This window comes from Gemmatimonadaceae bacterium (assembly GCA_036496605.1).
In the GTDB taxonomy this organism is placed as follows: Bacteria; Gemmatimonadota; Gemmatimonadetes; order Gemmatimonadales; family Gemmatimonadaceae; genus AG2.
In genome coordinates this window covers 1-25,550 of sequence record DASXKV010000017.1, presented here as the reverse complement: position 1 = coordinate 25,550, position 25,550 = coordinate 1, and the positions used below count along the sequence as shown (strand labels likewise).

27 protein-coding genes and 1 tRNA gene are annotated in these 25,550 nt (G+C 62.9%); 15 read left to right on the top strand and 13 right to left on the bottom strand.

Annotated elements, in window-relative coordinates; genetic code table 11:
* From VGH98_06230 to VGH98_06185, 10 genes are all read right to left on the bottom strand, one after another.
* A partial coding sequence (locus tag VGH98_06230) for a hypothetical protein (protein ID HEY2375555.1) occupies positions 1-197 on the bottom strand: 197 nt, incomplete at its 3' end.
* A 285-nt stretch (positions 198-482) separates the two neighbouring features.
* Positions 483-1,331 carry an alpha/beta hydrolase gene (locus tag VGH98_06225; protein ID HEY2375554.1) on the bottom strand — a complete coding sequence of 283 codons (849 nt, stop codon included), beginning with the start codon at positions 1,329-1,331 and terminating at the stop codon, positions 483-485.
* Entirely contained in the window at positions 1,328-1,897 is a 570-nt protein-coding gene (gene dps, locus VGH98_06220; protein HEY2375553.1) for a DNA starvation/stationary phase protection protein Dps, read from the bottom strand. Before dps ends, VGH98_06225 begins: the two co-directional genes overlap by 4 nt.
* A gap of 491 nt (positions 1,898-2,388) precedes the next feature.
* Positions 2,389-2,462: transfer RNA gene (locus VGH98_06215), tRNA-Pro, on the bottom strand.
* Between the two features lie 103 nt (positions 2,463-2,565).
* Positions 2,566-3,246 (bottom strand): hypothetical protein, encoded by a 681-nt coding sequence (locus tag VGH98_06210; GenBank protein HEY2375552.1) that lies wholly within the window; start codon positions 3,244-3,246, stop codon positions 2,566-2,568.
* Positions 3,246-3,920 (bottom strand): Ig-like domain-containing protein, encoded by a 675-nt coding sequence (locus VGH98_06205; protein HEY2375551.1) that lies wholly within the window; start codon positions 3,918-3,920, stop codon positions 3,246-3,248. Before VGH98_06205 ends, VGH98_06210 begins: the two co-directional genes overlap by 1 nt.
* 65 nt (positions 3,921-3,985) lie before the next feature.
* Complete coding sequence (locus tag VGH98_06200; protein ID HEY2375550.1) at positions 3,986-4,525, bottom strand: hypothetical protein; 540 nt, start codon at positions 4,523-4,525, stop codon at positions 3,986-3,988.
* Positions 4,526-4,601: 76 nt separating this feature from the next.
* Positions 4,602-5,201, bottom strand: coding sequence for an HmuY family protein (locus tag VGH98_06195; protein HEY2375549.1), 600 nt, complete (start codon positions 5,199-5,201; stop codon positions 4,602-4,604).
* Entirely contained in the window at positions 5,198-5,872 is a 675-nt protein-coding gene (locus tag VGH98_06190; protein ID HEY2375548.1) for a metal-dependent hydrolase, read from the bottom strand. Before VGH98_06190 ends, VGH98_06195 begins: the two co-directional genes overlap by 4 nt.
* A gap of 27 nt (positions 5,873-5,899) precedes the next feature.
* Entirely contained in the window at positions 5,900-6,742 is an 843-nt protein-coding gene (locus VGH98_06185; protein ID HEY2375547.1) for a hypothetical protein, read from the bottom strand.
* Positions 6,743-6,931: 189 nt separating this feature from the next.
* Here VGH98_06185 and VGH98_06180 point away from each other — a divergent pair, with 189 nt between their 5' ends.
* The 5 genes from VGH98_06180 (at position 6,932) to VGH98_06160 (ending at position 9,429) form a co-directional block, all read left to right on the top strand.
* Positions 6,932-7,330, top strand: coding sequence for a hypothetical protein (locus VGH98_06180; GenBank protein ID HEY2375546.1), 399 nt, complete (start codon positions 6,932-6,934; stop codon positions 7,328-7,330).
* Complete coding sequence (locus tag VGH98_06175; GenBank protein ID HEY2375545.1) at positions 7,327-8,154, top strand: P-loop NTPase; 828 nt, start codon at positions 7,327-7,329, stop codon at positions 8,152-8,154. Before VGH98_06180 ends, VGH98_06175 begins: the two co-directional genes overlap by 4 nt.
* A 12-nt stretch (positions 8,155-8,166) precedes the next feature.
* Entirely contained in the window at positions 8,167-8,604 is a 438-nt protein-coding gene (locus VGH98_06170; GenBank protein ID HEY2375544.1) for a hypothetical protein, read from the top strand.
* Entirely contained in the window at positions 8,601-8,846 is a 246-nt protein-coding gene (locus VGH98_06165; GenBank protein HEY2375543.1) for a ferredoxin, read from the top strand. The genes VGH98_06170 and VGH98_06165 overlap by 4 nt, the downstream gene beginning before the upstream one ends.
* Positions 8,847-9,264: 418 nt before the next feature.
* Positions 9,265-9,429 carry a hypothetical protein gene (locus VGH98_06160; GenBank protein ID HEY2375542.1) on the top strand — a complete coding sequence of 55 codons (165 nt, stop codon included), beginning with the start codon at positions 9,265-9,267 and terminating at the stop codon, positions 9,427-9,429.
* 3 nt (positions 9,430-9,432) lie between these two features.
* On the opposite strand, the gene VGH98_06155 is transcribed toward VGH98_06160, so the two are convergent.
* Genes VGH98_06155 through VGH98_06145 form a run of 3 tightly spaced genes read right to left on the bottom strand, consistent with a single transcriptional unit; the run spans position 9,433 to position 12,533 of the window.
* Positions 9,433-10,065 carry a YbhB/YbcL family Raf kinase inhibitor-like protein gene (locus tag VGH98_06155; protein HEY2375541.1) on the bottom strand — a complete coding sequence of 211 codons (633 nt, stop codon included), beginning with the start codon at positions 10,063-10,065 and terminating at the stop codon, positions 9,433-9,435.
* A gap of 30 nt (positions 10,066-10,095) precedes the next feature.
* A complete protein-coding gene (locus tag VGH98_06150; protein HEY2375540.1) occupies positions 10,096-11,319 on the bottom strand; it encodes a hypothetical protein in 1,224 nt (407 codons plus the stop codon).
* Positions 11,320-11,321: 2 nt separating this feature from the next.
* A complete protein-coding gene (locus VGH98_06145; GenBank protein HEY2375539.1) occupies positions 11,322-12,533 on the bottom strand; it encodes a right-handed parallel beta-helix repeat-containing protein in 1,212 nt (403 codons plus the stop codon).
* 444 nt (positions 12,534-12,977) lie between these two features.
* On the opposite strand from VGH98_06145, the gene VGH98_06140 reads away from it, so the two are divergent.
* The 10 genes from VGH98_06140 to VGH98_06095 all read left to right on the top strand — a co-directional run bounded on the left by VGH98_06140 (position 12,978) and on the right by VGH98_06095 (position 25,347).
* Entirely contained in the window at positions 12,978-14,951 is a 1,974-nt protein-coding gene (locus tag VGH98_06140) for a universal stress protein (GenBank protein HEY2375538.1), read from the top strand.
* 218 nt (positions 14,952-15,169) lie between these two features.
* Complete coding sequence (locus VGH98_06135; GenBank protein HEY2375537.1) at positions 15,170-16,432, top strand: radical SAM protein; 1,263 nt, start codon at positions 15,170-15,172, stop codon at positions 16,430-16,432.
* 1 nt (position 16,433) lies between these two features.
* Positions 16,434-18,197 (top strand): cytochrome ubiquinol oxidase subunit I, encoded by a 1,764-nt coding sequence (locus VGH98_06130; protein HEY2375536.1) that lies wholly within the window; start codon positions 16,434-16,436, stop codon positions 18,195-18,197.
* Between the two features lie 4 nt (positions 18,198-18,201).
* Positions 18,202-18,999 carry a c-type cytochrome gene (locus tag VGH98_06125; protein HEY2375535.1) on the top strand — a complete coding sequence of 266 codons (798 nt, stop codon included), beginning with the start codon at positions 18,202-18,204 and terminating at the stop codon, positions 18,997-18,999.
* Complete coding sequence (locus tag VGH98_06120; GenBank protein HEY2375534.1) at positions 18,996-19,847, top strand: cytochrome c; 852 nt, start codon at positions 18,996-18,998, stop codon at positions 19,845-19,847. The genes VGH98_06125 and VGH98_06120 overlap by 4 nt, the downstream gene beginning before the upstream one ends.
* 71 nt (positions 19,848-19,918) lie before the next feature.
* Positions 19,919-21,448 carry a c-type cytochrome gene (locus VGH98_06115; GenBank protein HEY2375533.1) on the top strand — a complete coding sequence of 510 codons (1,530 nt, stop codon included), beginning with the start codon at positions 19,919-19,921 and terminating at the stop codon, positions 21,446-21,448.
* The gene (locus VGH98_06110) at positions 21,445-22,245 is read left to right on the top strand and encodes a carboxypeptidase regulatory-like domain-containing protein (GenBank protein HEY2375532.1); all 801 of its coding nucleotides are present in this window, start codon (positions 21,445-21,447) and stop codon (positions 22,243-22,245) included. Before VGH98_06115 ends, VGH98_06110 begins: the two co-directional genes overlap by 4 nt.
* A 1-nt stretch (position 22,246) precedes the next feature.
* A complete protein-coding gene (coxB, locus tag VGH98_06105) occupies positions 22,247-22,930 on the top strand; it encodes a cytochrome c oxidase subunit II (protein HEY2375531.1) in 684 nt (227 codons plus the stop codon).
* The gene (locus VGH98_06100; protein HEY2375530.1) at positions 22,816-24,726 is read left to right on the top strand and encodes a cbb3-type cytochrome c oxidase subunit I; all 1,911 of its coding nucleotides are present in this window, start codon (positions 22,816-22,818) and stop codon (positions 24,724-24,726) included. Before coxB ends, VGH98_06100 begins: the two co-directional genes overlap by 115 nt.
* A 9-nt stretch (positions 24,727-24,735) precedes the next feature.
* Complete coding sequence (locus tag VGH98_06095) at positions 24,736-25,347, top strand: cytochrome c oxidase subunit 3 (GenBank protein ID HEY2375529.1); 612 nt, start codon at positions 24,736-24,738, stop codon at positions 25,345-25,347.
* Positions 25,348-25,550 lie beyond the last annotated feature (203 nt).

Sequence of the window (25,550 nt, the reverse complement as noted above, 5' to 3'; positions counted from 1 at the left end):
GTCATGCCAGAGGTCGACGGTCGATGGGCATCCCCGTCGGTCGCGATTGTCACGATCTGCGTGTACGCAACGGCAATCTTCGAGTAGAACGCCGCGAGCTCCGCTGCTGGGGTTCCTTGGGGCAGTGGTGGCCTCGAGCGATGATGATCGGGTCCTGGCCTGGTGGTCAGGTAGCTCGTAATCAGGAAACACTGCACCGGGAACGATCTCGGGGCGCATCACAACCTCTCTGGACCTGTGCGCGGCCTCGGAATTCTGCGCCCAGCCGGTGCGATGGTGTATGAGACTTTGGTATCGGGTGGTGCGCCCAGTGCGATCGGGACCAGGATGACAGCCGTGCTGTTTCGGGCGCCGAACTGCAACAGCGCGCAACCGCAGCGTACGCCTCGCTCGAGCTGCTTCGGCATTGAAGATCGTGCGCCTCACGACGCTTCAAGGCCACGAGGTCGATGCGCGCGCCTACGTGGCCCAGAGAATGACTGCTATGCGCCGCCGGGGCGTGGCACGTTCGCCGCGCGCTCGATGAACCGAGCCACCTCCAGTGCGTGCGAGATGAAGACAACGTGACTCGATTTGATCTCAATGGTCGTCGCGTTGATGCGCTTGGCGTAGAATCGCTCGAGCTCCGGATTGAGCGCCTGATCCTCAGTCGCGACGATGTACCACGAAGGGATCGTCTTCCACGCTGCCTCGGGCACGGACTCGCCGAATGAACTGTTGTGAATCGGCTTCTGCGTTGCTGCCATGACGCGTGCTTCCACTCCGGGTACGTCAGGCGCAAAGAGCTGGCGGAAGTACGCGCGATCGACGTAGAGAAAGCCAGCTGCATCGGACTTGAGCGCCTTGCCGAGCGGCGCAGGATACTTCTCGCCAAAGGCGGCGACGGCTTCTCCGGGTTCCGGCGCGAAGGCGGCGATATACACCAGGGCCTCGACGTTCGCGTTTCCTGCCGCTGCTCCCGTGATGACGGCCCCACCGTACGAATGGCCCACGACGACGACGGGTCCGGTTTGCGCATCGATGAGCCGCTTCGTCGTCTCGACGTCTCCCGAGAGCGACGCGAGGGAATTCTGCACCGCGACGACGTTGTACCCATCGCGCTCGAGGATGGGGATGACATGCTGCCATCCAGTGGCATCCGCGAAAGCACCGTGAACGAGAACGATGGTGGGTTTCGCGGCCGAGCTCCTGGTTGCGCGTCCGGGGCTGGTAGGCGCGGTCAGCTCTGCGGCGGAGGCCGATGAGGAGTGTCCACCAAGGGCATCGGTGCCCACGATGCCAGCGATGACCAGACCGACCAGCGTTAGGCGTACCGTGCGTGAGTCTCTCATCGAACACTCTCCGAGGAGGTTTGCTGATGCGCTTCGACGAACCAGAGCCACTTATCGATGCCGCGTGAGATCTCCGTCAATACGTCGGCACTCCCCGCGTCCTCGAGCTCGTTCATTTCTTCGATCGCAATGCGGGCTGCTCGCCCGAACTCAGCCAGGGCGTCCGACAGCGCGGCGACGTGCAGGTCCCCGGCAGCAATGTTCAGTGGATAGTCGAGCAGGGTCGACCGTCGCACCGCCGCGCGAGCGGTTCCCTCTGCGACGCCACCGAGTTGGACAATCCGTTCCGCGATGAGATCTGCGTACTCGTCGACCGCTTCGTGCACTTTGTCGAACAGCTCATGGAGCGCGATGAAATTTGGCCCCTTCACGTTCCAATGCGCCTGCTTGCATTGCGTCTCGAGATCGACGCACTCTGCCAAGCGCTGGTTCAGTAGTTGACAGACCTCCAGTCGCGTTCCGAGCGGAAGACTGTTCTTGGTCGCGAAGCCGTTCGATGCGTCACCGCTGCGCTCCGCCAGAGCGTCGCTGGGCGCAGGGGGCATCAGGGTCGTGTCGAATGCCATTCTTGAGCTCCGTCATTCATTGTTCACGCATACTGCGAGCGCCCGACGGTGTTCAGACATTGCACCTTCGTATCAGTGCCGGGTCGCAGCATACCGCGGTATCAACAGGGCGGCTCCGCGCTCGACGAGGAATCGGGTGCATGTCTCGCCGTTGGCCTCGGGGTTCTTCGTCGCGCGACCACCTGATTGGCCATCAGGTGCAGCAGCGTTCACGCTACGGGGCCCTTGGAACCGCGTTGTTATCAAAGGACTTACGAGAACCGCTCGCCGTGTCGTGGGGTTGCCGCCAGATATCGATTTCGTCCGGAATGACTCAAATCATACCCCACGGAAAAAACGATAATCGCCATTCATGACACATTTCGCGCCGGTGACTCAGAATAAGAATATGCTCATCAACACCTTAAGTAGGCTCACTTGTGGTGTATGTTTAACAAAACGACTTACAGCGATCGAGGTCGCTGTAAGTCGTTGTTTAGTAACTGCTTAAATCGGGACGGCGGGATTTGAACCCGCGACCCCCTGAACCCCATTCAGGTGCGCTACCGGACTGCGCTACGTCCCGTCGCCGGCCTCACCAAGCGTCCGGCGGATAGCGCAATGTAGCCCACCGGCTGCTACCCCACAACCGAAGCCCCTCCGCCTTCAGTCCACACTCGGCTCACTCGTTACGGGCAGCTCGCCGCGGGCGCGACGCCCAGGTTTACAGAGCTTGTAATCGACGGATCCACTAGCGACGTCGCCATCACCGTCACGGTGCCGCCGGTCGTCGTGCACTTCGCCGTTACGATGCCGTTCGCATCGACGGACGCCAGTGTCGGGGAGTTTACATCCCACGTCACCGCCGTCGAGACATCAGGATTCGCGTCGAAGTGGGTCACGAGATGTGCCTGCGCGCCCGGCGCATCGAGGAACTGCTGCCCGAGGAGAATCATCGCGCGCAGGGACGGTGCGCCGGCCGCCAACTGCAGCGTCACTGGCACCGTGGTCGTGTTCGGGAAGCAGCCGTTAGGCGTCACCTTCACGTTCGTGATCGTGGCGTCGCGGTAGTACGGCCGCGTCACGGTTACCGTGAACGTCCCCGTGCGATTGGCCTCGGACACCAGGTGCAGCGTGTCCTCGGCGCGCGTCTGGTCTGTCGTGCCGTCCGAGCCACGAATCGTCGCTGACGTGCCGATGGCCTGACCGCGACCGAAGGGATCGCGCACGAGCAGATCGATCCCGGGCGCGAAGATGATGACGCCCAAAACAGGCTGCCCGCAGTTGGCCGTCGGCTTATCGCCACCGCACGATGCGACGATCGCCGCTCCGCCGAGCATGATGCAGGCGACCGCCGACCTGGCGTTCACTATGGACAACTCGCCACCGGCGCGATGCCCATCGTCACGGAGCTCGTGATCGACGCGTCCACCGCGGACGTCGCCGTCACCTTGACCGTGCCGCCCGATTTCGTGCACTTGGCCGTCACCACGCCATTCGCGTCGACGCTCGCGAGCGTCGCGTCGTCCACTTGCCAGGTGACGGCCGTCGACACGCCCGGATCGGCGTCGAAGTGGGGGACGAGCTGCGCCTGCGCGCCGGCGTGATCGAGGAACACCGCGCCGAGGACGGTCATCGCGCGCAGCGGCGGCGCTCCGGCCGCGAGCTGCATGACGACCGGCACCGTCGTCGTGTTCACGATGCAACCGTTCGGCGTGACGTTGACGTTCGATACGGTCGCATCCTGATAGTAGGGACGGCTCAGCGTCACCGAGAAGCTGCCGGCGAGATCGAATGCGGATCCGATCTTGAGCGTATCCTCAACGTCGGCGGGCGCCGTGATTCCATCGGAGCGCTTCACAGTCGCCGTCGTGCCGATGGCCTGGCCCCGACCAAAGGGATCGCGCACCTCGAGCACGATGCCCGCAACCTGCACGAGCACGCCGGGCGGACCACCGCACGTCTGCGGCACCTGCTCCGGAGCGCTGCAGCCCGCGACGATCGCGGCGACAAGGACCCCAGCTGCCACTAACCATTTCGTCATTGAGCTCCTCGCGATGGGACTTGGCTACGAGGCCAAACCCCATCGCGAAGACGAGCGTCACTCACTCAATGCAACGACACCTTTCCATTCGCGGTGTTGTATCGGCACGTGACAGTTTCGTCGCCGCGGCCATTTCGCCGCACGGTGACTGGGACGTCCCACTGCCGCTGTCCGTGCTGCGTCGGCGTTCCCACCTGCATCACGTGCATGCCGCGGCGCTGGTTGATGTAGTTCTCACACGTCCGTTGCGCACGTTGCATGTACCGGCTGCCAGGGCCGTTCGCTACGGTCTGGCCGGCCCACGGCGGCACGTTCGCCACGCGGCGCTGGAAGTCGTAGCTGCAGGTGATGTCGCTCTCGTTCGACCCGTGCGACACGTGCATCGGCAATTGATAGGAGTTGCCATTCACGTTCTCGCGGTCGCGCCGCATCACGCGGTAGCCGGCCTGAGCCGCGGCATTGTCGCACGCTTGCCGTGCCCGCTCGTTCTGCCCGCCCATCTGCCGTGGCGGCTGAGCCTGCGCCCCCGTGCTCGGCAGCACGAACAGCATGCCGGCGAGCGCCGCGATTGTGACGTGTGTCAAGCTTGGCGGAACTATTCTCATCGTTGCGTCCTCGCAGATGTTGATTGCTCGCCCCCGAGCAAACGCGACACCAAGGCACATTCCGCGCCGACGGGCATTAAGGTGCCGGTTGCGTCGGCGCGTAACGCACGGTGAGGCATCCTGCCTGTAGCTTCGGGCAGTAATAGCTCAAGACGGCCACCTTCCACAACATCGCGCCAGGCGTCCGGACGGCGAACACGTGCCCGTTGGGCTCGAGCAAGTGCGTGAGCATGTTATAACGATACCAATGATCGATGGCGTCGTTCTGCGGCTGGTCGACGCCGGTCGTCGGCACGAACCGTGACGATTTATCGACGCGCGCGCCATCGAACGTCGTGGCACCGAGGTCCGCGATCCCTCCACTCGTTGGAGTGATGACGCGATAGCGCTGCACCGCGATGTCCCAACTCGCGGTGTCGGGCAGCGTGAGCACTCGTCCGCGCGCCAGCGATACATACTGCCAGCGATCGCCGTCGCTCGCGTCGATCGTCAACGTGTCGCCGGCGCGTTCCCAGTTCGCTCGCCGCGCGCGCTCGATCGGCGACGGCGAGAAGACCGGTGCATCGCGTCGAACGAACGAGGCCGCGACGATGTAGACGATCGCCGCGATGAACGCGCCGAAGAGCACCAACAACGGGATCGGCGCGACCACGCCCGGCCGCCGCAGCCACCTCATGATGGCGTCACCGGACTCGCCGCCACGACCTCACGGTGACGATCGATCCAGTAGCTCCACGGCACGAACAGCCAGAGGCCGAGGGCACTGAAGCCGACGGCGCGACCACTCGACGGTGCCGGCGAGACGAAGCTGCTGAAATAGATGAGCACGAGCACGATCACCATCGTCCACAGCGCCCAACTTCCCACGCGGTCGCGCGCGCGCGTCGCGCGAAGGTACACGACGAGTCCGGGAATGAAAATCACGAGCTCGAGAAAAATCGTGAGCGGAAACGATCGCCATGCGCCCAGCCCCACGCGCGTCGACGAGCCAGGCCAGAGCGGGAGGTCGGGCAGATGCATCGGGAAGTCGAGAACCCAATGACTCAGCACGAGCAGTCCAACGATCAATGCGCTCCGACGATCGCGCCGCGATAAGAAATAGAGTCCTCCGAAGACGATGCTCCAGACGACGGCGGCGGCGAGACTGTGCGAGAACGGATAGTAGACGAAATCCAATGTGCTCGCGCCGACCGGTGCCGATGACACGGCCACCTGTTCGACGCCGGCGACGACGAGGATCGGCCAGAGCTCGTCGAGCCATTGCGCGGCGAGCACCGACGTCCCGAGCGACGTGCGCGGCGTTAGGCGCTTGGCGGCAAAGGCGACGCCGTAATGTCCGAGGACCATGCCCTCTCCTGGTATGGCCCTGCGATCTTAATAGCGCACCTCGACGCCCGGCAATCCCTCGACGCTGGTCGGCCACACCCAACCAATGAGGGACCCTGCGATGGCGCCCGCGACGCCGCCGATGAGGATATTGCGTCCGCGCGACACGCCGCGCGAATAGCACCCTTCGAGGTTATTGAAGTCGGTGCAAGCGTCGTTCACCGACCGCGAGCCGACGTATGTGCCGACGGCTGCGCCTAACAACATTCCGATGCCCGCATGCTTCCCGCGTTGATACTTCTCCGCCGCGGCGATTGCACCCGGCGGCGGCGTTTGCGCAACGGGCGCATCGGGATTCAGGATGAGTCTTTGCAAATCAGCGACGAGCCGCGTGACCGCTTCGTCGAAATGCCGGTTCGCGACCGCGCGATCGTTCGACGGCTCGATGTGCTCCGTGATCGCCCAGAGCGGGAGTCCCGTTCGGGGATCGTTCATCGACACGTTGAGCTGCGGATCGTAGACCCAGTCGTGCGGCTGATCCCCGCTCGCGATCAGATTCGAGCGATCGACGACGGGATTCGTGAATCGAATCACGAGCAGCAGATCGGCGACGTCGGTGGTGCCAACGAGGTCGTAGTGCCCCCACTCCTTCACCGCCGCATAGAACGAGTTGTACGCGCGGTCCGGACCGCCGTCGAATTTCGTGAGATGATAATAGCTGTCCGCGCCGTAGCTCTCGCTTCCGCCATTCCCGATGAAGACCGTCCTCGCATTCAGCACTTGCCGCGGCACGGGCGCGCGTCCGGCGGGTAGCTGCTGCGCATTTGCCGTTGACGTGAAGGCGATAGCAAACGCGAGGCATCGAATGCCCCATGCAGTAATCCGAGACATGTCCCCCTCCTCTCCGACCGTTTCGTCTGAGTCCGACTGCTCGACCGTCCTTGTATACAATTACGAAGCAGCAGGCGTCGGCGTTTGTTCCGATTCTGTCAGGCCCACTTAACCCCTAGCCCCTACTCCCCTAACCCCCTGCGATCCCCAGCGCTAATATCGCCGCGTCGCACACGGGAACGGTCTTCGATGGCGGATGCGGCCACACTGCACGTGTGGACCTCGCGCGAGATGAAATTCAGGCAGGCCGCGTTCGTATATCTTCACGCCGCGATCCTGCGTGAGGCGTCGGCGTACGAGATGTGGCGCGCGGGCCTGCTTCCCTTCTCGCCCCTTGGTTCACCCCTGCCGTGGCTGATCGCCGGCGCTGGCGTCGCTGTGCTGGTGTTCTTCGGGATCTTGCGTTGGCAGAACGTGATCTTCGTCCGCGTACTGTGGGCGCTCGACGCGGTGCTGCTGTTTCCCCTCATTCGTTATTCTTTTTTCGCCGGCGCCGACCGGCCGATTCCGCGGTCATTCTACGTCGTCGGCATCGGCGTCATCGTCATCACCCTCTGGATGCTCGCGCGGGCAGCGTGGGATCTGTGACTCATCGTACTTATTTCGACGTCGAAGGCCCGGACCGCTCCGCGTTAGGCGAGCAGGTCGGCCGGCAACGAGCACGCGTCATCGAGCGATTGCGAAACGTCAAGCGCGTCGTCGCCATCGTCAGCGGCAAAGGCGGCGTCGGCAAGAGCTACGTGACCGCGTCGCTCGCGCGCGTGGTCGCTGAGCGAGCAGCGTCCGTCGGAGTGCTCGACGCGGACCTGCAGAGCCCCACGGTCGCGCGATTGCTCGGTGCCTGCGGGCCGCTCCGCGTCGGCGACGATGCGGTGCATCCAGCGTTAGGCAGCCACGATATTCGCGTGGTTTCCACGGATCTGCTGCTCGACGACGGACGCCCGCTCGCCTGGCGCTCGACCGCGGGCGAATCGCATGTCTGGCGCGGGGCCGCCGAGGCGAGCGTGCTGCGTGAATTTCTTGGCGACGTGGCGTGGGGCGCGCTCGACCTGCTGCTCATCGACATGCCGCCGGACGCGGGACGCCTCGCCGATCTCGCGACCCTCGTCCACGACAAGCTCGCGGCAATCGCCGTGACGATCCCGAGCGACGAGTCCGCGCGCTCGGTGCAGCGCGCGCTCGCGGCCGCCCGCGACGCCGGCGTCACCATCCTCGGCGTCGTCGAGAACATGAGCGGATACGCATGCGCGACCTGTGACACGATCGGCCCATTGTTCTCGGGTAACGCGGGCGCCCGCCTCGCCGCGGCGTTCGACGTACCATTGCTCGCGCGGCTTCCATTCGTCCCACCAGGTGCCAGCACGCCGCCGTTGCCGATGTCTCTGGTGCAGGCCCTAGCCCCCAGCCCTTAGCCCCTAGCCCCTTTGAAATTCCTTTGCATCGACTGCGACACGCAGATGACCTTCGAGGAGCGGCAGCAACCGGGCGACGGCACGTTCACCGCGTCATTCACCTGCCCGCGCTGCGGGCGACGCGTCGCGATGCTCGCGAATCCGATGGAGACGCAGCTCGTGAGCACGTTAGGCGTCGAGATCGGCGGGCGAACGCTCGATGACCAACCGCTCGAGTTCACGCGCACCGCTCTCGCCGGCCGCGATGACGCGTTTACCGAAGAGGCGCCACGCGCTCCGCGCCCGATGTGGTCTGCTGACGCCGAGCTGCGCCTCGCGAAGGTGCCGAGCTTCGTCCGCGGAATGGTGAAGAAGATCTACAGCGACTACGCGCGCGACCGTGCGATTGCCGAGATCACGCCGGCGGTGATGGATCGCGCGCGCGAGGAGCTCGGCCTCGAGGGAATGTGAGCGACGAGTTGCACGACCGCGTCGTCGGCGGCTTGCGCGTGCGCATCGATCGCACGCTGTGCGTCGGGTTTGGCGATTGCGTCACGGCCGCGCCGGACGCGTTCATACTCGATGGCGAGGACATCGCGGTGTTCCGCGCGCCGGAGACGGTGGATCGCGCCTGTTTGCTGCGCGCGTGCGCGAGCTGCCCGGTGGACGCGCTCACGGTATGGGACGAGAGCGGCGAGCAGATAGTGCCCTGAGCTGCTCTAGCTCAGGGCCCTAGCGATAGCAGGAGCGGGGTCGCTCCGTGGCACTATGACAACGCGGGGTTCTTCAGGAATTTCTGGGACGAGTCGCGTCGAGGGCGAGCTACAGAAGCGAGACTTGAGTAATGAGCTCCGGCCTTTTCGAAGTCGCACTCAGGCATCTCGGAGTAGGCCCGATCTCACCACTCACTTCTCGAGTCTCGAGCTCGCGCGCTTTCCCGAGATTCCCCGATGATCCCGATACTGCGTCATATAGACGTGCTAGCGAGCGTCAGCGAGCAGTATCGTCATAGTGCCCGGAGCGCCTCTACTCCCGCGATTTGCGATCGCCTCGATACGACGGTAAGCTCATTCGACTGCAGAGGCCGCTGATTCGGTGTCGCCGATGGTCAACCCTCGGAAGGAGGTGCGTATGCGGACGCGCAATGTCCAGCTCTTCCTGTTGATCGCCGTCCTGTTCGCAGGGGTGTCGTCTCCAGTTCGGCGCCTAACGGCGCAGCCCGATTCCATCGCGCCGAGCGCGGAGCTCCTGAAGCGCCTCGGGGAAGCAGTGGACGGCTATCGGAAAGGCGGCTAGCCGCTACGTCTTTCGTGCGTAAAGTCCGACCAGTTCCCCTCGGGCAATCTCGTGACCACGGATCGCCGCCACCACTTCCTCGTGGGTGGCACCGGGCTGGAGGCCTAACGAGGCGTCGAGCGCGTGCAGAATGAAGTGGTAGTGGTGCGCCGAACCCTTCGGCGGGCACGGGCCGCCGTAGCCGAGCGCGTTCTTGAAACCCGTCTTGCCTTGCTTCGCGCCACCGAGCATCGACACCGTCGGACCCTTCGGCACACCTTGCGGCAGCGCGTGCGTCATCGGCGGGATGTCGTAGAGCACCCAGTGAATGAACGTCCCTCCCGGCGCGTCGGGATCTTCGACGATCAACGCGAAGGACGCGGTGTTGACGGGCGCGTCGGCCCACGCGAGTGGCGGCGATTCGTTGGCGCCGTCACACGTGAACTGTACCGGAATGGCTTCGCCGTCCTTGAAGCCAGCGCTCGAGAGCGAGATCTCGGTGAGAGTCTTTGCGGTCGCCATAGTCGTCGCCGTTGAGGGGGAGTTTTGCGAATCGCGATTACCAGCGTCGCGCGCATACGGCTTGCATGATTCGAGCGCGAGAAGGTGCAGCATGAGAAACGTCACCATGAGTCCGCCGACGCTTGGCTTCGTCATGATGCGGGTACCTAACGAGCCAGGAATGTGCTAGCGCGCGAGCTCGGCGAGGGCGACCATGTTCAAGCCGCTCTCGGCAAGCACGAGATTCCCGTCTTTCGTCGGCATCATGTTCCGGACGACGCCACCGCCGCCCGGAATGGCCCACGTCTGGAATTTCTCCGTCCTGGGATCGAAGCGGACGAGCGCGTTCGGTTTCACGGCCGACTCGACGTACCAGATGGCGCCGCGCGAGAACGTGATCGCGTACGGCTGCGATTTCGGGCCGCCGGGCGACGCCCACTCGCGCGTCTGTCCGGTTTTCGGGTCGAAGCGGCCGAGGTAGCCGCGCGAGTAGTCGGAGTACCAGAGAATGTCGTCGTTGTCGATCGCGACACGTCGCGGCCGCGTTGCTTCGTTAGGCAGCACCCATTCGCGAATCGCCATCGTGCTCGGATCGATGCTCGCGATCTTGTTGCTCCCGAACTCGACGAAGAACGGTATGCCCGCGGACGTGACGACCATGCCGTACGGATTGGAGCGCGGCGTCGGCGACGACACCATTTTGACATTGCCCGTCTTCGGATCGAGACGGCCCAGCATGTTGGCTGCTTGAACGGTGAACCAAAGTGTTCCGTTCTGATCGAATATCGGCGTGTGCGGATCGCGCGCGCCGTCGGGGAGCTTGTACTCGGTGATGTGACCGGTCTTCGGATCGAGCTTGCCGATGTAGCCCTTGAAGTTCGCGGTGAACCAGATGTTGCCATCCTTGTCGGCGACGAGACCGTGCGGACCGGAGGCGGGAGTCGTGAGCGTGTATTCCTTGATCTCGCCCGTCTTCGTGTCGACGCGTCCGAGCTTGTTCGCGAACTGTCCCGTGTACCAGAGCGCGTCGTCCGGCGTCGCGAGTGGATCATGAGGACGTGAGCCTTTCGTCGGCAGCGCCCATTCCCTGAAGGTCACGGTGGCGGGACCAGCGATCAACACCGCGGGCGGCTTTGCCTTCTCGGGGAAATGCGCGGCGAGATAGTCGGCGACGATGTTCTTCTGTTCGTTAGGCAGATCGATCATCGTGCCGAAGATGCGAGGCCATTCCTCGCGCGAGTATCCGTCGTTGGCGATGAGGCTGAGCGAATGGCACTGCGCGCACACGCTCTGAACGATGTCCTTGCCTGGGCCGTCGGGGAGATTCACCGGTGCGCCGCGGCGGCCTTGCGGCAACCCTGTTGCCGGCAAGGTCGCCACGAGCGACACGGCGATCAGCGAGCGCCACATGCTTACTGACGCTTGATCGGCACCGCGATCGACTTCGCGAACTTGTTACTGCGGAGGCCCGACACCTCGACCGCATTGTAGATGACGATGCCGTAATGAGCATCACTGAGACGATTTCCGGCGATCACGGTGTGCGGAATCGGAATCACGGCACTGAAGACGCTGATGTCCGTCGTCGCGTCGTCGATCGGATTGTCGACGTCGATACCGTTCCCAGCGAGCTCATTGTTCACGACCACGTTCTTGTCGACGTACTGCGCCGGCGTGTGGCTGTGAATCATGACCCCGCTCTCGCCATTGTGCTTCGCGACGTTGCCGGTGACGGTGTTCCCCCAGGCCGCGCCGCCGGGCGGGCCGGCAAAAACGCCAATGCCCGCGGCGCCGTTGCCGTTTGCGACGTTATGCAGGACGGTATTGTGATAGATGCCGGCGACGTCTGGTGTCGCTGCCTTCGTCGGGTCGAAGTGATGCGATGCGAGCGTGATGCCGCAGTCCAGCGTGTTGTCGAGCACACGATTGTCGACGATGAGGATGCCGTGTGTCGGACCGTCTTCGTCGGTGAGAAGGATTCCGCCGACGTTGTTCTTGACGAGATTGTCGCGCACGACCGAGTTCGTGACCGTCTGGAGGTGGACCGCTTCGCCGCAGTCGTCGGGCTGGGCCACGCACAGAGGATTGTTCGGTCCGTAGGTGTCGTTGTTGACGACCGTATTGTGCTCGATCGTAATTCGCGACGTCTTGTTCACGAAGACGCCTTCGAGTCCGGCGTTCGTGATCGTGAACCCGGTGAGGCGCGTTCCCGAGGCCGCATCGCCCGCGATGACGACCGCGTTAGGCGGCGACGCTTGTCCGGTGGCGTCGATCGTCGCGTCGTGGCCGGCAAGCGTCAGCCGCTTCGCTACGTTCACCGACTCGTGGTACGTTCCCTTGCCCACGGACACGACGTCACCGGGACTCGCCTGGGCGATCGCGAAGTTGATCGTCTTGCATGGCGACGACGCCCTGCAGCTCCCTGCGTCCTGCCCGCTCGGCGATACATAGCGCGTATGCGCGTCGGCGGTGCGGTCGAGGTTCAGCGCCGCATCGCTCGCGTCGGGGCGCGACGTCACGGCGGTCGGCGATTGGTCCGTACATGCGCCCAGGAGCGCGACGCACGCCAGGATAATGAGGGACCGAGAGGGGCCGGGATGTCTCCGGGCACGGGCGATCTCCATGGTTGCTCCTCCACGTTGAGGGTCACACCACGACTGCGGCAGTCGTTAGGCGACGCTACGCTGGCGGCGCGACGAAAGGGTCGCGTCGCCTGACCGTACTGCGTCGACCGATAACAGAACACGCGCCATTTGGCGCGGCAAGGTGGCTCGGGATGACAGAGCGAAATTTCCTTTCGCAATCCCTTGACACGCGAATCGCACCGTTTCATATCTCGCGCCGGCGAAGATGCCTCGGTTGGCCGATTCGCGAGAGGAATTGGAGCGAGCGCAGAGCGCGAGCGACTCCAAATAGCGATTCTCGTGCGCGGTCACGTTGTCTCGGTTGGTCTGAGTGGGTGGAGCGCACGAGAATTCGCGCATCTCCGACTCTGATGGTCTGTAGAGAAGAGCATCGCAATTCAGGAGCATCCATTAAGCGACCCCATCACGGCCGAGGGCGGAGTCATGCCATATAGGGAAGTCTTTGTTCCCGTCGATAACTCGCCACACTCCGATTGGGCTCTCGAACGAGCCATTGAAATCTGCCGAGCCTCCGGCGGACGCATCACCGGCAATCACGTCTACGCCGCGCGTCTCCACGATGTCCGCTTCCGTCAGCTCGAGACCGGCCTCCCCGCACAGTTCCAGACTGCCGAAGAGATCAAACGCCAGCGCAAAATTCACGACAAGTTGATCGAGAAGGGGCTGCAGCTCATCGCTGACAGCTTTCTCGATCAACTCGCGATGCGCTGTGAGCGCGCCGGCGTTCCGATCACGCGGCAACTCCTCGAGGGAATCAACTACGAGGAGATCGTGCGCGAGGTGAATCGCGGCGAGGGGCGGCTGCCAGGGCTCATCGGCTTCGATCCGAATCGCGCCGCTGGGTACGACGGCGGCGCGAAGACGCGGAGCGACGTTCGACTCGGCGAGAACGGACGCATCGTCGCCGAAGAGGAAGACGAAGCCGCGAAGCTCGTCGGCTCGTCAGGCAGACAATACGATCTCGTCGCCCTCGGCGCCCACGGACTCGGCAAACAAGCATTCTCTCAACTCGGCGGAGTCGTTGCGCGATCGTTACGCGGGATCGAGAAGGACATGCTCATCGTGCGGGATGCGAGCGCGATGTCCGGCGGTCGATTCATGGTCTGCGTCGACGGCTCGTCGTACTCGTACAAAGCGATGAGAAGCGCGCTCGAGCTCGCCCAGGAATTCGGTGCCTCGCTCTATGTCTGCAGCGCGTTCGACGTCGAGTATCACCACGTCGTTTTCGGCAATATCAAGGACGTGCTCTCGGTGCAGGCGTCCAAAGTCTTCAAGTTCGAGGAGCAGGAAGAGCTACACAACAACATCATCGATAAGGGTTTGCTCAAGCTGTGCCAGGCAAACCTCAAGCGCGCCGAAGTAATGAGTCAGGAATTCCCGGACGTTCCTGTCAAGACCCAGATCCTGGTCGGCAAACCATTTCAAGTAATCATGCAGTGGGCAGAGGAGATCAAGCCGTCGCTGCTGATCATCGGCCGTCACGGCGCGCACCGCATCGACGACACGGAGCTCGGCTCGCAAGCGGAGAACCTCATCCGCATGGCGCCTTGCAACACGTTGCTGATCGGCACGGTTGGCGTTAGGCCCGAAGACATTCCATGGATCGAGGAAGACGGCGTCGCTTCCCTGCCCTGGGCGCCGGACGCCGAAGTTCGCATTCTGCGGGTTCCGCCATTCGCACAGGGCATTGCTCGTAAAGCAGTGGAGGAATTCGTCCTCGAGCACGGCGGTGACATTGTCACGAACCCGCGCCTGGACGAAGCGATTCGAAAGCTCCTGCCAACGCACATGCAGCTCATCATGGGGATTGGGAGCGCCGAGGAGATCGCGTTGGCCGAGGTGAAGGCGCAGGAGCAGATGACGCGCACGAAAATCGAAGGCCACGACGAAGATCCGGAGCCGATCGACTCGAGCGTCGAGGTCAAGTGTCCGGTGACGGGCCGCATCGGCCAGCGCCCGCGCACGGCGACGGACCCGATCGTGTGGACACATGAAGCGTGGTCGCGCTTGCAGCTCGTGCCGCTGATCGCCCGCCCGCTCGCGCGCAACACCGTCGAGCGCTTCGGGCGCGCGCACGAGATCTGGCGCATAACGACGCGCGTGATGGACGAGAACAAGCAGGCCATGATCGAGGCCGACGAGTTCGACATGGACACGATGCTCGTGATGTTCAACGAGCTGCGCGCGAAGCAGATTCGCGCCGAAGCCGAAGGGAGCGCGCCCGCGCTCTCGCCGGAGATGCGGCAGATGATCGAGGAAGCAAAGGCGGCGGGAATCACACGCTGCCCGATACGCGACGTCGAAGCAAAAGCGGCGAAGTGTCCGGTGGATTTCGCGTTGGTGAAACCGGAAGACGCAAAGGCAGCCGTAGAGGAACTGGTGCGGAGGGGCGGTTGAAACCTTCAACGCTGCTTCGAGCAGGGATGGATCCACGAGAGGGGTTAGGGTCTAGAGCGTAGGGGTTGGGGGTTTCACCCTAACCCCCAGGCTCTAGCCCCTAGCCCCTCTCAAAGACCTGTTTTCGCTCGCGACGGCAAGGGTGCGCTCCGATTGGGGCATCCGCGGTAGACTTCCGACGGGACGAGGCGCCGAAGCTCGAGACGCCGCGTGATCACGTGCCACACGTGGTCGCGTGGAACCTCACGCGCCGTTGCAACCTCGAGTGTGCCCACTGCTACATCTCGGCGGGCCCGCACGAGTCGGCGACGAGTGAGCTGTCGACGAGCGAGTGCCTGCGCATCGCGCGCGAGATTCTCGCGCTCAATCCCTCGCCACTGTTCATCCTCTCCGGCGGCGAGCCGCTCCTGCGCACTGACCTCGAGCGCATCGCCGAAAATGCGGTGGAACATGGTGCCACCGTGGTGGTCGGCACCAACGGAACGCTGCTCGACGATCGTCGTATCGATTCGCTCAAGAGCGCCGGTGTAACTGGATTTGCCGTCTCCGTCGATTCGCTGACGCCGAAACACCACGACAACTTCCGCCGCGGCCACGGCGCCTTCGAGGCGACGGCGGCGGCGATCGCGCGACTGCGCGCGCACAAGCTCGACTTCATCGTCCAGACGACCATTACCAAGGGAAACCGTGCCGAGTTGGGGCGCCTCGTCGAATGGGCGGCGCGCGAAGGAGCGGTCTCTTTCAATGCGTATTTCCTCGTGCCCACTGGTCGTGGCGCTCGTCTGTCGGATCTGACGGCCGCCGAATATGAGGAAGTACTCACGGAGCTGGTCACGCTGCACCGGGGCTATCTCGGCCGCATGATGGTGCGCGCCAAGTGCGCACCGCATTTCATGCGGCTCGTGCATACATTGGCGCCCGATTCACCAATACTCAATTATGAAACACGGTGTCCATGCGGTATCCAGTATTGTCGCGTGACACCCGACGGAAAGCTCACGCCGTGCCCGTACGTGCCGGAAGCCGCGGGTGATCTGCGTCGCGACTCGTTTGCGCACGTCTGGCGAACTTCGGCGCTCTTCCAGTCGCTGCGTGCGCCGGAGCTTGGCGGTCGATGCGGACGCTGTGAGTACCGGGCGCTGTGCGGTGGATGTCGCGCGCGGGCGCTCGCCGTCACCGGCGACATTCTCGCCGACGATCCATCGTGTGTGTATCAGCCGAAGGCCACGGTGCCCATCGAGCGCCCTCGACAAATCACCTACGGCATGAACGCCGATCGCAGCATGCCGTGGAGTGCCGATGCGGACGCGCGGCTCCAGCGCATCCCGTCGTTCGTTCGCGCCGTCGTCGCCCATCGTATCGAGGAGTACGCGAAGCGACACGGCCAAACCGAGATTACCCTCAACGTCATGCGCGAGGTTCGCCAGTCGATGCCTGTCGACTTCTCCAAGAAGCGGCCGTTCTTCCTGGACGAGGAGTGAGATGATACTCAGCCTCGCCCTCCCGCTCCTGCAGCAAGCCGTGAGCGACACCGCCGGCGCTTATGGTCACTTCCCCGGCATCGGCGGCCGCGGCGCGGTCTGGATCGCCGCCGAAGTCCACCTGATGTTCGCCGCCTTCGTGTTAGGCGTGCCGATGTTCGCCGTGATCACCGAGTTGATCGGCATCGTCAGCAAAGATTCAAAATATGACAAACTGTCGCACGAGTTCACGCGACTGCTCGTGTTTGCCTACAGCGCGACGGCGCTGTGGGGCGCGATGCTCCTCTTCGCCCTGACGACGCTCTATCCCAAGTTCTGGGCGCACATGGCGAAGATCTTCAGCGTCTCGATGTGGATCTACGTGAGCCTGTTCTTCGTCGAGTCGTTCACGCTGTACGTGTACTACTACGGCTGGGAGCGATTCCGCACCGGGCGCGCGAAGTGGTTCCACCTCGCACTCGGCGTGCTGCTCAACGCCTGGGGCACGACGGTGATGCTGATCGCCAACGGCTGGCTGACCTATATGATGTCGCCACCGAAGGGCGTCACCGCGGAAGGCCTGCCGCCGGGCGTGACGATGTGGAACGCGATCGCCAATGCGACGTGGATTCCGATAAATATTCACCGACTGATCGCTAATGCCGTCTTCGGTGGCTCTATTGTCGCCGCCTACGCCGCCTACCGTTTTTTGGCCGCGAAGACGGATGAAGAGCGCGCGCACTATGACTGGATGGGCTACGTCGGGAACTTTATCGCGATCTCAACGTTCATCGTCCTGCCCTTCGCCGGATACTGGTTAGGCAGAGAGATCTACCAGTACAACCAGCAGATGGGCATCACGATGATGGGCGGTTTTATGAGTTGGTTGTGGATCGTTCAAGCTGTTTTGATCGGAGTGCTCTTCCTCTGCGCCAATTATTACCTGTGGTTAGGCATGGGACGGATTCCTGGCGCTGAGCGTTTTGTCCCGTACACGAAGTGGATGCTGCTGCTGCTGATCGTCTGCTGGATCGCGTGGTCGACGCCCCACACGATGATCGCGACGCGTGCGGAGCTCGCGGCGATGGGCGGTGCGCACCATCCGTTCTTGAATGTGCTCGGTGTCATGAGCGCCAAGAACACCGCCGTGAACCTCATGATCCTGACGACGTTTTTGTCATTCCTCATCTATCGACGCGCCAACAAGGAGACCGTCGTACCGTGGGCGCGCACCGGCACAATGATTCAGGGAGCAATGTTCGCGATCGCCGCCGGCGTGGTGCTCTTCTACGGCGTGTACGGCTACTTCGTCGAGGCGATCGTTCGTATTGGTTTCAGCGTTTATCAAGTGCTCGCGGTTCTTGCCTGTATTCTCGGCGTCTCGATCATCGACGCATTTATTGGCCGCGGCGCGAAGTCGCGCGGCGAGATTCGGTGGGGGCAGATGCCCGATCGCTCGCAATACGCGCTTTTTGTGCTGGCAGTAACGTTTACTTGGCTCATGGGTCTGATGGGCTTCGCGCGCAGCGGCATCCGGCAGCATTGGCACGTTTGGGAGGTCATGCGCGACACGAGCGACCAGGCATTCACGCCCGCGTTAGGCTACGCCGCGAACATGATCAGCGCATGCGTGCTGATCTTCCTCTCTCTCGTCGCGTTCATCTTCTGGCTTGGCTCGCTCGCCGAGAGTGCCGGGCATACCGAGGCCGCGGAGTTACGCGGAGTTGCCCTTCCACATGGCGCAAAAATGCCTGCCCGCGGCACAGCGCCCGTCACAGGAGACTGACGCCATGTGGAAAACGAATCTCAAGATCCTCGTGCTGGCGCTTCTCGTCGTCGGCTTCTATACGACCTTCGCGCACATCATCCCGCAGCTACAGTCCGAGGTGCCGGAGGCACTCGCGCTCGGCTCGAGCGTCACGCCGGACCAGCTGGTCGCCGCTGGTGAGAAGATTTTTAACGGCGCCGGTGGGTGCACCGCGTGTCATGGTCTGGGGACGCGCGCCCCGAATCTGATCACGGACTACAAGGGGCAAGGCGCGATCGGCGCGCGCTGCGGGACGCGCAAGCCGAACATGGATTGCAAGGCGTACCTGTACGAGTCGCTGACGCAGCCGCAGGCGTACATCGTCGCGGGCTTCGATCCGATCATGCCGGACATGCGCAAGCAGCTCTCCGAGGATCAGATCTGGGCGGCGGTGGCGTTCCTCGAGTCGCAGGGCGGCACGGTCGACGTCACTGGAGATGACATTAAGAGGACGTCGCCGGCGCCCGCAGCCGGTGGCGCCGCGCCTGCACCCGCCGGCCCGGCGATGACGGCGACGCTCGATCCGCTGAAGCTCTACAGCGAGAAGGGGTGTGTCGGCTGCCACCAGATCGACGGCAAAGGCGGGAACATCGGCCCATCGTGGGATCACGTCGGCAGTCGCCGAAGCGCGGCCTCGATCCGTAAGAAGATACTCAACCCGAGCAGCGACACGACGAAGGGCTACGAGAAGTTCGCGGGCATGATGCCTGGCACCTTTGGGACGATGCTCAGCGCCGCGCAGTTGGAGGCGCTCGTCAACTTCCTCGCCAACAAGAAATGACGCGACTCCGTTTCGTACTGCGGCATCCGTTCTGGCAGGGCGTGATCCTGCTCGTCGTTGCGTACCTGGCATTCACGATCGGTGTGCAATATGTGCCACCGCTGTTCGGTGTCAGCAGCGCACCGGTGCCACACAGCGTCGTGCTTCAGTATATGTTCATCGCCGTCATCGGCGTGCTGATCTTCGTGAGCAGCGACGAGCTCCGCTGGCGCACCTTCAAGGAGCCGCTCTACGCCACGCTCGTCGATCGGGACAAGCGGTGGCTCCGAATGGGACTGCTCGTCGCCGTTCCGGTGCTGCTTGGTTTCGAGACGTATCAACAAGCGCGGCCGCGCGTCGACGCGCCGATCGAGCTCCGCTCGATCCACCCTGCCCCGCCTGGGCAGATCAGCTTCCGCGGCAAGACGATACAGCTCTCGGGTCTCGAGAATCCGCTGCGCAAGGCCGGTGCGATGGCCGACCATCTGCGCGAAGGAAGGCGCGTCTACTATCAGAATTGCATCGCCTGTCACGGCGATCATCTCGACGGCCAGGGCCACTTCGCGCACGGCTTCAGTCCGTCGCCGGCCAACTTCTCCGACAACGGCACGATCGCGCAGCTCACCGAGAGCTACGTCTTCTGGCGCGTCGCGAAGGGAGGACCCGGTCTTCCACGCGAAGGCACGCCATGGAATTCGGCGATGCCGGTGTGGGAGAACTATCTCACGGAAGACGAGATCTGGTCGGTGGTGATGTTCCTGTACGATCAGACGGGCGTGCAGCCGCGACGCTGGGAGGCGTCGCCGGAAGAACAGAAGAATCCCACTGGCACCAAGCAGCCGACGACGAGCACCGGAGGCCCCAAGTGAGAACCTCCGCATCTTCATGGAATTCCGAGAACTATGAGAAGAATTGGTATCGGTGCCACGCTCTTCTCGCGATGACAGCCGTATTCGCAGTGTCCGCGCCAGTGCACGCGCAAAACGGCAAAGTCGTCTACAACAAATGGTGCGCCGGATGCCACGGCGACGCCGGAGCCGGCGATGGCTATGGATCGAAGGCGATGCTGCCACACCCGCGTGACTTCACGAAGGGTGTTTATAAAATTCGAACTACCGCCAGCGGCGAGATCCCGACCGACGACGACCTCCGGCACATCATCGAAGTCGGTATGCCCGGCACCGCGATGCCCGAATGGAAGTCGCGGCTGAGCGCCGGCGAGATCGGAGCCGTCATCGAGTACATCAAGAGCTTCTCGCCGAGCTCGTTCAAGGACACGAAGGCGAAAGTCATCGCGATCGGCAACGCCCCGAGTGGCAGCGGCATCGACGAAGGCAAGGCGGTCTTCCAGAAGCTCGAGTGCTCCAAGTGCCACGGCATGGCAGGCCGCTCCGACGGCAAATCCGCGCCGACGCTCAAGGACGACTACGGCAATCCGATTCGCCCAGCCGATCTCACCGAGAACTGGAAATTCCGTGGTGGGAGCTCCGTCCAGGCGATCTACACGCGTCTCCGCACGGGACTCGACGGGACGCCGATGCCGTCGTTCCAGGACGCGATAGACAATAAGCTCATCACCGACGAGCAGCTCTGGCGCGTCGCGCAATATGTGCACAGCCTCTCGCCGGAGAAGGCGCCGGAGTCGCGCGAGGTGATTCGCGCCGCGCGCAGCGCCTCCGCGCTCCCGACGTCGCCGGACGCGCCCGCCTGGCAGAACGTCGAGCGATTCTGGGTGCCGCTCGTTGGACAGATCATCGCCAAACCGCGCTGGTTCGCGCCGACCGTCGACGGCGTGTGGGTGCAGGCGCTGCACGACGGCACCAAGCTCGTACTGCGCGTCGCATGGGACGACCCATCGAAGAGCCCGGATCCGGTCTGGGACGAATTCCTCGGCCGCATGTCGAAGACGTTGACCGACGTCGACGGACCGCTCGCGACGCAGCAGGGTCCCGATCGCCTCGTCGTGCAGTGGGCGCAGCACCCTAACGACGAGTCGAAGCGCCCGTACTTCCTTGGCGGCGACGCCAAGATGCCCGTCTACGTCTGGCGGTGGACGAGCGAGCCGCGCCTCGAGGAGGGGACCGAAACGGGGATCGCCAAGTTCACCGCCCTGCCTAACGGGCGAGTCACGCAGGCGGCGAAGTATGTGGATGGGCAGTGGCAGGTGGTGTTCACTCGGCCGCTCGAATCGAGCGACACGACGCAGGTCCCTCGCTTCAACGCCGGCCACGCGATCCCGGTCGCCTTCTTCGCCGCCGATGGATCGAGCGGCGAAGACGAGATTCGCGGTGCGGTGAGTACCTGGTACATGGTGTATCTGGACGTCCCGACGCCGAAGCGCGTCTTCGTCGCACCGATCGCGATGATCGCGCTGTCGGCCGGGCTGGGGATGTTGTTGGTCACACGCGCTCAACGCCGCGTAGAGAACGGCGGGAGCGCTGCGGATTCATCACACACGGAGGAACGATGAAACGAATGACGCTTGGTGCAGTGGCCCTCGCCTTTGGCCTCTGGGGATGCGGTGGCAGCAAGGGAGGGAACGCGGGCGCGGGAAACAGCGCCGTCGCGCAGGCGGGAGGATCTGGAGCGGGTGCCGGCGGCGGTGCGGCCGGCCCGACCGGCAACGCCACGGTCTCTGGGGTCATTCATTTCACCGGTGCTGCTCCGGCGAATCCGAAGATCGACATGAGTCAGGAGAGTGCGTGTCAGAGCAAATACACGTCACCGCCGACCGATCCCCAGTACGTCGTCAGCGACGGGAAGCTCGGCAACGTGTTCGTGTATGTGAAAAGTGGATTGCCCGTCGGCGCGACGTATCCGAAGCCGACGACGCCTGCCGAGATCGATCAGAACGGATGCCTGTATCATCCGCGCGTCTTCGGCGTGCAGGTCGATCAGGATATCATCATCAAGAACGACGACAACGTCTTGCACAACATCAAGGCTCTTCCAAAGGAGAACCGTGGCTTCAACATCAGCCAGCCAAGCGCGGGCATGACGTCGAAGCGGTCGTTCACGAAGCCGGAAGTCATGGTACCGCTCGAGTGCAACGTGCACGGATGGATGCACGCGTGGGTCGGCGTGTTGCCGCATCCGTTCTTCGCGACGTCGGGGCCGGACGGCTCCTTCACGATCAAGAATCTCCCCGCGGGCACGTACACGATCGAGGCATGGCACGAGAAGGCGGGCGTGCAGCAGCAAACCGTCACCGTCGGCGCCGGGGAAACGAAGACGGCCGATTTCACCTTCAGTGCTCCGAAGGCGTGACATGGGCAACTTCCTGAGCTGGATGCTACCACCCGGTGCGTCGACGTTCGTCGGCGACATCGACTGGATCTACTATCTGATCCTCGTCGTGACGGGCATCGCGTTCGTGCTCGTCGAGGCAGCGCTGATCGTCTTTCTCGTGCGCTATCGCAAGCGACCGGGCCGGAAGGCGACGTATGTACACGGCAGCACCAGGGCGGAGATCATCTGGACTGGCGTGACCGCAGTCGTCGTCGTCGTGATCGGTGTGTTGAGCGCGCCGGCGTGGAACAAGATCAAGGGGCGCGAGGGCGTTCCACCTAACGCGATGCCGATCGAGATTCACGCCAAGCAGTTCGAGTGGAACATCACGTATCCCGGAGCGGACGGAAAGATGGGAACGAGCGATGACTTCACCGTCCGCGGCCAGCTGCACGTGCCGGTCGATCGTCCGACCGTCGCGACGCTGACGTCAGAAGACGCGATCCACTCATTCTTCGTCCCGGCGTTTCGGATCAAGCAGGACGCTGTGCCCGGGATGCACATACGCGTCTGGTTCCAGCCGACGAAGGTCGGTGAGTATGAGCTCGGATGCGCGGAGCTGTGCGGCCAGGGCCACTACAGGATGCGCGCCGTCGTGACCGTCCACACGCAGGCAGACTACGACCGCTGGGTGGCACAAGCCCACTCGGTCGCCCAACGCTGAAGGTCTCAACTATGGCGACGACCGCGACAGGCAGTTCCACGTACACTCACGACCACGGCCACGGGCATGTGGACGATCGGTCCTTCATTAGAAAGTACATCTTCTCCACCGACCACAAGATTATCGGGATTCAGTTTCTGATAATGAGCCTCAGTTTCTTGCTGCTCGGTGGCACGCTGGCGATGGTCATGCGCTGGCAGCTCGGGTTCCCCGGTAAACCGCTGCCCGGTGGAACGCTCCTCCCCGACACGTACACGAGCAACGGCGTCGTGCTGCCGGAGTTCTACAACTCGGCGGTCACGATGCACGGCACGTTCATGGTCTTCTTCGCGATCATGCCGCTGCTCGTGGGTGTGTTTGGCAATTACTTGATTCCGCTCAAGATCGGCGCGCCGGACATGGCGTTCCCGCGCATCAACATGGCGTCGTTCTGGACGGCGGTGCCCGCGGGGTTGCTCATGCTCGCCGGATTCTTTGTCGAAGGCGGCAGCGCCGCGGCGGGATGGACGTCCTACGCGCCGCTCAGCGCACGATCCGATCTCACCGGCGTACACCTCGGCCAGATCTTCTGGTGTTTGAGCCTCATCATTCTCGGGCTCTCATCGATCATGGGATCGTTCAACTACATAACGACCGTGATCAACATGCGAGCGCCGGGCATGAACTGGTTTCGTTTACCTCTGAGCATCTGGGCATTGTTCGTGACCGCATGCTTGGTGCTATTGGCCATCCCTGTCCTTTCGGGTGCCGCGATCCTGCTGCTGTTCGATCAGACGATCGGCACGCACTTCTTCGACCCGCAGGCAGGTGGCCAGCCGCTTCTCTGGCAGCATCTGTTCTGGTTCTTCGGTCATCCAGAGGTCTATATCCTCATTTTGCCGGGAATGGGGATGGTCTCTGATATCATCGCGAATGGTGCGAGGAAACCCATCTTTGGATATACCTCGATGGTGCTCGCGATCATCGCGATCGGCTTCCTCGGCTGGGGCGTGTGGGGCCACCACATGTTCCAGAGCGGCATGAATCCGACGCTCGGCACGACGTTCATGATTTCCACTTTGCTCATCGCGGTGCCTTCCGCGATCAAGACATTCAATTGGCTTGGTACGATCTGGGAGGGGAACATCACGTTTCATGTGCCGATGCTGCACGCGCTGGCGTTTGTTTCGATGTTCGTCATTGGTGGGCTGAGCGGCGTTTTCATGGCCGCGTCGCCGTTCGATATCTATATCCACGACACGTACTTCATCGTCGCGCATCTGCACTACGTGCTCTTCGGCGGCAGCCTCTTTGCGATCTTCGCCGCCGTCACGTACTGGTACCCGAAGATGTTCGGGCGGATGATGAATCCGTTCTGGGGGAAAGTGCACTTCTGGCTGACGCTCGTGTTCTACAATTGCACCTTCTTCCCGATGCACCAGCTCGGGCTGCACGGCCACATGCGTCGCATCTACGATCCAACGCAGTACGCGTTCCTGCGGGAAGTGCAGCCGGTGAACGTCTTCATATCCATCAGCGCGTTCTGCCTGTTCGCCACACAATTCCTCTTCGCCGCCAATTTCATCCTCAGCTGGTTCAAGGGTGAGAAAGCGCCGATGAATCCGTGGCTCGACAATGGATTGGAGTGGACGGTCGCGTCACCGCCGCCACATGGGAACTTCGGCGACGTCGTGCCGACCGTGTATCGCGGACCGTACGAGTACAGCTCGCCACATTCCGATCAGGATTATCTCCCGCAGAATCTGCCGATGCCCGGTGGTATGGGCGCGGCACATCCGCAACCCGCTGGCGACTGAGGAGAGACCATGGCGCACGCCGCAATGCCCGAAGACGTCATGCTCCCGCCGCCATCGCGCGCGGCCGGAGCGGGCGTCTACACCGAGAAGCTGGGGATGTGGATCTTCCTCGGCTCGGAAGTGATGTTCTTCACGGCGCTCATCGGGACCTACGTCATTCTCCGGTTCGCGCACCCCAGCTCATGGAAGCCACCCGGTCAGGTGTTGAACATACCTGTAACCGCGGTGAACACGTTCCTGCTGATCTGCAGCTCGGTGACGATGGTCAAAGCCTTCGCGGCAGTGCAGGACGGCTTTCTAAAGCAGCTTCGTCTCTGGCTGCTCGCGACGGTGATCATCGGAGCGAGTTTCGTCGGGGTTCAGGTTTACGAGTATACCCACCTGATCGAAAAGGGCTTTATACCGAGTGAAGGTCTGTACGGCTCGACCTTCTACACGATGACGGGCTTTCACGGTTTTCACGTGACGATCGGAGTGCTCTGCATGATCTTCGTCACGCAGAAGGCGTTTCGTGGGAAGTACTCGCAAGCCGATCACCGCGGCGTCGAGGTGATTGGCTTGTATTGGCACTTCGTCGACCTCGTTTGGATCATCTTGTTCACGATCGTCTACCTCATCTGAAGCAGGTGGCTGGTGTTTGGTGGTTGGTGGCTAGTGGTTGGTGGTTGGTGGCTGGTGGCTGGTGGCTGGTGGCTGGTGGCTGGTGATTGGTGAACCAACGACCAACGACCAACAACCAACGACCAACCACCAACGACCAACAACCAACGACCAACAACCAACGACCAACAACCAACGACCAACAACCAACGACCAACCACCAA